The following is a 9,001-nucleotide window of genomic DNA, read 5'->3' on the forward strand; positions in this document are numbered from 1 at the left end:
TCTCGACGCGCCTCGAAGAACCTCACGTACATACGGTCTGCCCCGTTCAGCATGCCGACCCCTGTTCCGCCCGTCCGGGCGGAGAGGTGACTGTGGGCGTGCCCGGCCGAGCCCAAGCGGCTCCACCACCCCGATCGAGGGAGAGCATGTACGCCCGACCCCGCGTTCCCGCCGTAAGCCAGTTCCCGGTTCCAACCCCGACCGTTGACCCCGCGCACCAGGTCGATCCGGCATCGGAGTTCGACCTGCTGCACAGCGGCTGGTACTCGACCGAGGAACTCGCCGCCCTGCTGAAGGTCGACCCCTCCACCCTGCGGCGCTGGCGCACCGCCACTCCCCCACAGGGCCCGCCGTTCGTGCAGCTCGCGCCCCGGCTCTACCTGTACAGCATCCCCGACACCCAGGTGTGGCTCGCCCAGAAGCGCACCGACCCATCCGAGGCAGCCTGAATGTCCGACCCCACCCAGCTCATCCCCATGGGTGTCAAGCTCACCACCGACATCGAGCACCGCCCCGACCGCCGCCCGGAGTTCCGCTACCGCGCCCGCGTGCGGTGGACGGAACCCAACGGCGGCGGTCGCAAGTCGGCTTCCTCCTCCGTCCCCACGGAGACCGAGGCCGAGGCCTGGATCGCCCGCATGGAACGGGCCGCGGCACGCGGCATCACCCCCAAGACCCTCACCATGACCCTCGCCGACTACGGCGACGAGAACTGGGACCTGGCGATGCGCGGCCTGGAGACCACCACCCTCGACCCCTACACCGCCGGCTGGAAGCTGCGCGTCACCCCGGTCCTCGGCCACATACCCGTCACCAGCATCACCAACGGCATCACCGACCGGGCCCTCCACTCGTGGATCGCCGACGGACTCAGCGTCTCCTCCGTCAAGAACAGCCTCGCCCCGCTCGTCCGCGTCATGGAGCAGGCCGTCCGCGACGGCCTCATCGACTTCAACCCCTCACGGATGAGCGGCTGGCAGCGCCTCTACAAGAAGGCCGAGGACGAACTCGACGACCCCCGCTCCCTCGCCCTCGCCGACTGGGACGCCCTCGATGAACTCGCCAACGCCCTCGTCGAACGCTCCCACAACCACTACCGTGGCTGGGGCGACATCGTCCGCTTCGCCGCCTGCACCGCCGCCCGCATCGGCGAAGTCTCCGGCGTCCGCGTCAAGGACATCAACCGCTTCGACTGGACCTGGGACCTGTGCCGTCAGACCACAACCGGCCCCGGCGGCCTCATCGACAAAGGAACAAAAGGCAAGCGACGCCGCACCGTCCCCGTCATCGAAGAGATCCGCGACCTCGTGAACTGGCGCATGAACGTCGTCGGCAACGACCCCATGGCCCGCCTGTTCACCGGACCACGCGGCGGACGCATCACCACCGCCATCCTCCGCGACGCCACCCACTGGGACGAAGTCGTCGTCAGCCTCGGCTACGAGTACCTGCGCCGCCACGACCTGCGGCACACCGGCCTCACCTGGTTCGCCGACGCCGGCGTCCCCATCCACGTCCTCCAGAAAATCGCCGGACACGGCCACATCACCACCACCCAGCGCTACCTGCACCCGGACAAGAGCTCCATCGAGAAGGCCGGCCGTACTCTCAGCAAGCACCTGTCCACCGACCGCCACACGCCGCAGACACCAGCCTCCGCCCACCCGGCATCCGCAGAGGCGCCAGGACGCCACCTGCGTCTCGTCCAGTGAGCAACCACCGTGCTGTACAAGTGGACTTGTGACAGCAGAGGAAGAACTCGACACGCCACCCTGGGCACGGCTGCTGCGCCGTGAGCAGCTGGCACGCAACATCCACGGCAGCCTCAGAGCCTCCGGGTTCACCGTGCCGCTGGCAACGGTCCTCGACCACTGCAGCGCTCCTGCCAGAACTCCGGAACCGGACGCTCCCACTCCGCCGCACTCGAGCGCGCCCTCAGCACAGCCCGACGGATTCCCGGCAGCCCCAACCGGGTAGGGCTGCCGACGTATCGCTCAGGCAGCACGGACTCCCGCACCGGTCCGCACTGCCACGGACCAGGGGGTGGACGGGTGGCGCGCCGAAAGACCGTGGCGGAAATCCTCGCCGAGGCGTACCGCTTGAAGCAGCAGGCACGAGCCGTGGAAGCCCAGCAGGCCGCCGCCCCGCCTTCCCCACCCCCGCCCCGGCCCCGCCCCCGGAAGCGGAAGGTCGACCCCGCCGTCGAACACGCCCGTCTCCTGGCCGCCGGCGAGAAGCACCTCCAACGCGAGGAGGCCACCCGCGCCAAGGAAGCCGCGCGCGTGGAGGCCGAGTTGGCCAAACGCCAGACGGCCCGCCGCCGCGCGGAGGAGACACGGAGGCGCGAGGAAGCGCAGGCCGAGAAAGCAGCCGAACGGCAGGCCCGGCAGGCCGAGACCGATCGCCTCAAGTCCCAGGCGGAGCAGGACACCGCCGACTGCCAACGGCACCGCGAGGAACTGGAGATGGTCCTGCTCCTCCGGCCCGACGGCCTCGAACTGTGGCACCCGCACGTGGAACAGGCCTTCACCCACGACGGCCCTCAGGGCGTCTCGAACGTCGTCGAAGACCTGCTGCGACGCTCCCCCGTCCCCGACGGCTGCCGCACCGCGGCCCACGCCATCTACGTCCCGGAGGCCCAGCAACTCCTCATCGAGGTCGACCTCCCGAACCACGAGATCGTCCCCACCGTCGCCTCCTACCGCTACATCGCCCAGCGCTCCGAGATCGTCCCCCAGCCGCTCAAGCAGGCCGAAGTGCACGACGCCTACGCCCGCCTGGTCGCCCGCCTCGCCCTGCGGGCCCTGGACGAGGCGTTCTCCGTCACACCAGCCGCCCTCGTGGAGAGCATCATCCTCAACGGACGCGTCAACGCCACCGACCGCGCCACCGGCCAGGCAATCCGGGCCTGCGTCGTCAGCCTCGTCGCCCTACGCAAGGACTTCGCCGAACTGGTCCTGGACGAACCGAGACTCGACCCCCAACAGTGCCTCCACCGCCTCGGCGCCACCGTCTCCAAACACCCCCACGACCTGGAACCGGTCACACCCGTCGTCGAAGCGGACCTGTCCCGCTACCGCATCATCACCGAAACCGCCGTGGTGGCCACCCTCGACAGCCGGCCCGACCTGCTCCAGATGAACCCCTACGACTTCGAACGCCTGGTCCGCGAACTCTTCGAAGCCATGGGCTACGAGACCTGGCGCACCCAGGGCTCCCGCGACGACGGCGTGGACGCCGTCGCGACACTGACCGACCCGACCGGCTCCACCGTCTTCGCCATCCAGGCCAAACGCTCCAAGAACGTGGTCCCGGTGAACACCGTCCGCGCCATATCGGGCGTCATGCACGACAAGGACGCCGGCTACGGCATCGTCGTCACCACCTCGTGGTTCGGCAAGGACAGCTACGACTTCGCCCACCGCAACGGCCGCCTCCGCCTCATCGACGGCCGCAACCTCAAAGCCCTGCTCGCCGAACACCTGAACATCGACGCCCTGATCGGGCTGCCCAAGGTCCCCCCGGGCTGGCAGGCCAACGACCTCGTGTGAAGCCGAACGCGCGCCCGCCGCACAGGGTTGCGGCGGGCCTTCGGCCCATGGCTGCGGTCCCCAGCTGGTCCCCGGCAAGATCACGGAGCGGTGGCATCGCAGCCGCCCACCGCCTGCCGGGCCATCAGCAAAAAGGCCGCTGATCTGGGATTTCTCCCGATCAACGGCCTTCCGACATCACTGTCGGGACGACAGGATTTGAACCTGCGACCCCTTGACCCCCAGTCAAGGGGTTCAACTATTGTCGGCAGCCGAGGCCTCGCGGCCTCGACTCGTTTGTTGCTCAACCATCCTGGGGAACATGTGAGTTGGGACTTCTCGACGGAATCGCCGACACAGAGAGCTGACAGTTGCTCAGTGTTTACTTCGTGCAGAAGTGTCCGTTTCGGACCATCGGCGCCCATAGGCGCTCATCAGGTGTGGTCCCAAAGTGGTCCCCAGGCCGCGCGCCCCGCCACCGCTACTGCCGGTGACCGAGACCTGTCGGCCCTTCAGCGAACGGCGTCGCGCCTGCCCAACTACCCCTGCGTCGATACCGTCGGCCGGCCCACGGAGTCGGCTCCTGCGGGCGGATCATGGTCGCCTACCCACCGGTTGCGGACAGTGATCTTCCGGGCGGTGTGTCGTCTTGAGCGTGTCCTCGCCGGCTGGTTCTGACGTGCCTCGCGCACCGCCCCGCACGCTCTGCCGCCACGCCCGACCAGGCGGCGAACCTTGGTCCCAGGATCACCCGGTCGGAGAAGGGGAAGCTCATGGGACAGCGTGCGCGGTGGGGACGGGTCTACCGGCGGTGCGGGTGTTCGGACGAGCACCGCAAGCAGTTGGGTCCGTGGTGTGTGCGGCTGCTGGAGGAGGCGGGTCACGGGTCGTGGACGTACTGCGTCGACCTGGCACCGGAGGAGGGGAAGCGTCGCACTCGCCGTCGGGGCGGGTTCGCGACCCGGGCCGAGGCGGCCCGGGAGATGAAGGCGGTGCTGGACGGTGAGCTGCGCGGGGTCTACGAGGACCGCCGCACCACCGTCGCGAGCTTCCTGCGGGAGTGGCTGGCGGCGAAGAAGGAGGTGCTCGCGCCGAACACCTACGCCGGCTACGCGGACTGCGTCGAGCGGGACCTCGTCCCCGCCTTCGGCCACCACCGGCTGCCCGACCTGTGTCCGAAGCAGATCGACGACTGGGTGAGCGCCCAGCAGAAGAGCGGCCGCGGCCGGGTCACGATCTACCGGGTCGTCTCCACGCTGCGCAACGCCCTCGACCACGCGGTGCGCTCGTGGCGGTTGCGCTACAACCCGGCCAAGCACTCCGTCCCGCCCAAGCCGCGCGCCGCCGAGCGCACCTGCTGGACGCCCGACGAGGCGTCCGCGTTCCTGCGCCACAACGCCGAGCACTACGCCGACCGGCTCAGCGACCTGTTCGAGGTCATGCTCGGCACCGGCATGCGCCGCGGCGAGATCCTCGCCCTCCACTGGTCTGACGTCCACCTCATGGACCGCCAGCTCTACGTCCGCTGGACCCTCGCCGCCGTCAACAACAACGGCATCCTCTTCCGCGAGCCCAAGACCGAGGCCAGCCGCGCCTGGATCAGCCTCTCCCCCAGAGTCATGACCGTCATCCACCGCCAGGCCGCCCTCCAGATGGCCGCCCACCCCGACGGCCGGCTCGAAGGACTCGTCTTCGCCAAACCGGACGGCGCACCCCTACGCCCCCAGTGGGTCCTCGACCAGCTCCGCAGGCGCACCACCGAAGCCGGCCTCCCCAGGATCGGCCTGCACGACCTGCGCCACACCGCCGCCAGCATCATGATCGCCGAAGACATCCCCGTCGCCGTCGTCTCCAAGACCCGGCACCACTCCGCCATCGCCATCACCATCAACCTCTGCGGCCACCTCCTCAAGGACTCCGCCGACGAAGCCGTCAAGGCACTCTCCACCGCCCTCGATCGAGCCGACGCCCACCACGTCGTTGACGGCCCCACCCGCGCACTGCGGTTCGCCGTGTAGGCGATCACAGCCTTGGCCGTCATCAACCCCGCCCACAGGCAGCGGGTATCGGCTGGTGGCAGCCTGCCCTCGTCCTTCCGAGCCACCCTCAAGAAGCTGGAGACAGCATGACGCCGACCGCCGCCACATCTGGGACCGCGCGCGCCAAGACGGAGGAGCCCACCGTCTTTCTGCCGGAGGGCGACTGTCCCAGCGGTGACATCGAGCACACGGCTCTCAAGGCTGGTCTCCTCGCCGCCCCCGAGGACGGCGGCCCATGCGTCTGGATCGATCTCGGCGTTACCGGCATGAGCAGCAGCTACATGCGCGATGCTGATCGGGTTCGGAAGTTCGCCTCGGATCTCCGTATCTTCGCCACCGCGGTCGACACAATCGCAGCCGAACTCGTCAGACTCCAGGCATAGGCCAGTACGACGACATCGCCAGGGTGGGCCTTGCCTGGGGCGGCAGTCCGACCGCCGGTAGGGCCCACCAGAATTACTGGTTCTCTTGGCCTGGGGCAGCGCGTCAACGCTCCTACAAGACCGGTGCCGGTGAAGCTCCGTGGCTCCAGTGCCAAAGGTGAACCGATTCTGCGAGGGTGTTGGCACGATGTCCCAGTGGAAGCCGCCCCGGTTGTCGGACCGACCTGCCATGCTTCCTTGATGGCTGGCAAAGGCAAAGGACGCCGTGAGCGGGTTCGGCCCGTCGAGGCTGTGCAGCAGGACAGTCCGAACAGCGGCCCCGCCGAGGCTCTGTGGATGACGACGCGATCGGGGGCTCGGGCCGGCCGCGGGTTCCATTACCAGGATGCCGTCGGGGCATGGCTGTGCGGCCGTGTTCTGTCTGGCGTTCTGGAGGCTGATCGCATCCTCCCGGAAGGGCTGGAAGACCTGTCCTGCGAGGGTCCGACCTCCTGGCACGTTCAGGTGAAGTCCCGCCAGGAACGGATCGGCGACTTCACCGTTCCGGAGGTCGCCGGGCATCTCCTCGCTATGGCCCAGGCTCATGCGAAACGTCAACAGGCCGGGGTGACCGGCGGATCGCTCCTTGTGCTCGAACGGCCGGTGAGTGGTGAGTGGTTCACTCACTGGGGACGCCCGTTGAGTGATCTCCCGCATGATCACCCGATGCTGCGGGCACTGCATGCGAAGGCTGTTCAGGCCGGTCTGGGCGAGGACGTGATCAACGCGTGGTGCAATGCCGTCAGCCTCTATGTCCTGCCGTGGCGTGCCGCAGCTGAAGATACCCGCATCGCAGTGGCGCAGCGCCTCGGGCTGCTGCCCGCGGCAGCGGAGGCGGTCGTGCTGGCCCTGCGCAGCGCCGTGGCACGTCATGCCGACGCCAACGCGGAGAGAGGTCTGTCGGATGCAGCAGGGTTGAGCCGAACGGGTATCGAGCACATCGTGACCGAAGTCGCGACCACCATCGACCACGCCTCGCTGGAGGAGGCACTGGCCGCGGGTATCTGCGAGGTGGTGGACTTCGACCGGCCGTTGCAGTCGGCCGGCTTCTACGAGGGCATCGAGGTCCAGCCCGGCCATATCGCCGCGGGTCTACCGGCTCCGAGGCCGACCCTGACGGGGCAGGTCGCAGAGGCGGTAGGTCGAGGGCAGAGCGTGATCGTGACCGGCCCTTCTGGAGTCGGCAAGTCCACTGTCATGTGGACGGCGGCCTATGCGACGAGGCATGTGCTCTGGTACCACGGCGCGCGCTGCTGCCGTGGATGTGGCCGTGGCGGTGGATCGGTCGTCAGGTGCACAGGCCGATGCGCTGCCGATGGCCGTCGCCGTCAGGACGGCGGCCACCAGGCTGGTTCTCGCGTTCATGATCGGAGAAGTTAACACGCCCACGAACGGCACAGGGCCATCCCGGTGATCGGCAAGGAGCCCGCTGCCCCGGTGGAGCCGGGAACGGCTCGGGCACCAGGGTTCGGAACGGGCAGAGCCGCTGCGCCGTCAGCGGTCACGCTCCGGGAGCACGCGCAGGGCGAGGACGGATCCGTCCGGGTGGATGGAGACGGGGCCGTCCCAGTCGTCGTCCCAGGTGGCGGTAGGCCATGAGGCTCGGCGGGCGTGGGCCTCCTCGCGGTAGTGGGTGAGACGGCGCTCGACGAGGTGCTCGAAGAGGACCTCGGCCACGCCCGAGAAGGCCTCCACCCGGGTGCGGTTGAGGCGCAGGACGTGGTCGGTGCCGACGAACGGGATGCCGAGGATTTCGTGGTCCGCGTCCTGGACGCTTCCGATCGCGGCGTGCGAGATGCCTTCGTACCGCTTGCGGCCCTGCCGGCCGGTCAGATACGGGACGGTTGCTGCCGCGTCGCCGGCGAAGGCTGTCAGGCCCGCCGCTCCGGTGCGGGCGAGGGCGTGCTGGAACCAGGCGAAGTGGTCCGCTTCGATGTGGAAGCCCGGAACGGAGTCCGGGGTCTGGCCGTCCACGGCGGGCGGCTGGATCCCGGGGAAGATGTTGTCCTGGTCGAGTTCCTTGTCCAGGTCGAGGGCTTCGCCGGCAGAGTGGGTGAGCTTGCCACCGTTGCCGGGCGCGTGCAGCAGGTGGACGGTCATCGGCCCGTCGACGGGGAGTTCGGTGCTGAAGATCAGGCCGGGGTGTCCGTCCATCCGCCGATGTGCACGGCGTCGGCGTGGACCGCGGCCGAGGCGAGTTGGGTGTGGGAGGCGGAGGCGCCGCTGTGGTTGCCCTTGCAGGCGATCGGGAAGACCCGCGAGGGCCTGCCGGGCTTCCACACCTCCGCGAAGTACTGGGGGCGGTAGCGGTAGCCGACGGAGACGCCGCTGTCCCGGCCGGTCACGGCGAAGCCCGCCCGCAGGGCGGCGTCTGCGGGGACGACGGACACGCTGTGGTCCGGATAGCGCCTGGCCAGGACGTGCTTGGCCACGGCCACCGCGAACCCGACGCCGAGTTCGTCCGATTGCAGCGCCTTGTAGTAGTCCGCCGTGTCACGGCCCTCGGCCGACAGGGCCATGAAGGTTCCGAGCGTCCCCTCCAGCGCCTGGCTGTACTTGAGGCAGCCCCAGTGCTCCGCGAGCCCCCGCCCGGCACCGCGTCGCGCGAGTGCGGTCGCGCAACCGAGGGTGTGCAGCACGTCCCAGGGCGTCAGTTGGACGCCCGCGCCGATTTCCCTGGATGGCACGGGCCGCAGGCCCGGCTTACGGCGCAGCGCGTCTAGTTGGTTCTGCTCTCGTTCCTCGTTGTCCTTCGCGGCGACGGCTTCGACCTCGCCCAGCAGTTTGTCGCTGGAGTGGACCGCGACGTTCGACGGCTGCGCGAGCTGCTCAAGCACCTCGCGCACGTTCTTCGGCTCGTTTCCCTCCATGGCATCCCCCAACTCTCCAGTCCCGCAGAGCAGATGCCGCACCTTAGAAGCCGTTGTCGTATCGATCTTGGTGGACGTGGGTTCGACTGGACAGCACGGTCGGGTGATCTTGCCGATTGCCGAGCATGAAGACAGGGCCT

General features: G+C 68.9%; 8 protein-coding genes. 6 read left to right on the forward strand and 2 right to left on the reverse strand.

Annotated features, from left to right (window positions below; translation table 11 throughout):
* Positions 1-146 precede the first annotated feature (146 nt).
* The 6 genes from AC067J_RS34380 to AC067J_RS34405 all read left to right on the forward strand — a co-directional run bounded on the left by AC067J_RS34380 (position 147) and on the right by AC067J_RS34405 (position 7,371).
* Positions 147-449, forward strand: coding sequence for a hypothetical protein (locus tag AC067J_RS34380; RefSeq protein WP_478305964.1), 303 nt, complete (start codon positions 147-149; stop codon positions 447-449).
* Positions 450-1,712, forward strand: a complete 1,263-nt coding sequence (locus AC067J_RS34385) for a tyrosine-type recombinase/integrase (protein WP_478305966.1) — start codon at positions 450-452, stop codon at positions 1,710-1,712.
* 339 nt (positions 1,713-2,051) lie between these two features.
* Entirely contained in the window at positions 2,052-3,551 is a 1,500-nt protein-coding gene (locus tag AC067J_RS34390; protein WP_478305968.1) for a restriction endonuclease, read from the forward strand.
* A 752-nt stretch (positions 3,552-4,303) separates the two neighbouring features.
* Positions 4,304-5,548, forward strand: coding sequence for a site-specific integrase (locus tag AC067J_RS34395; protein ID WP_478305970.1), 1,245 nt, complete (start codon positions 4,304-4,306; stop codon positions 5,546-5,548).
* A 107-nt stretch (positions 5,549-5,655) separates the two neighbouring features.
* Positions 5,656-5,952, forward strand: a complete 297-nt coding sequence (locus AC067J_RS34400; RefSeq protein WP_478305972.1) for a hypothetical protein — start codon at positions 5,656-5,658, stop codon at positions 5,950-5,952.
* Positions 5,953-6,192: 240 nt separating this feature from the next.
* Positions 6,193-7,371 (forward strand): hypothetical protein, encoded by a 1,179-nt coding sequence (locus tag AC067J_RS34405; RefSeq protein ID WP_478305974.1) that lies wholly within the window; start codon positions 6,193-6,195, stop codon positions 7,369-7,371.
* 114 nt (positions 7,372-7,485) lie between these two features.
* On the opposite strand, the gene AC067J_RS34410 is transcribed toward AC067J_RS34405, so the two are convergent.
* Together AC067J_RS34410 and AC067J_RS34415 are read right to left on the reverse strand one after the other, a co-directional pair.
* Positions 7,486-8,145, reverse strand: a complete 660-nt coding sequence (locus AC067J_RS34410; protein ID WP_478305976.1) for a hypothetical protein — start codon at positions 8,143-8,145, stop codon at positions 7,486-7,488.
* Positions 8,124-8,861: a hypothetical protein gene (locus tag AC067J_RS34415; protein WP_478305977.1), complete on the reverse strand. Its 738-nt coding sequence runs from the start codon at positions 8,859-8,861 to the stop codon at positions 8,124-8,126. The genes AC067J_RS34410 and AC067J_RS34415 overlap by 22 nt, the downstream gene beginning before the upstream one ends.
* Between the last annotated feature and the right edge of the window lie 140 nt (positions 8,862-9,001).

It is taken from the genome of Kitasatospora sp. NPDC042419 (assembly GCF_056437345.1).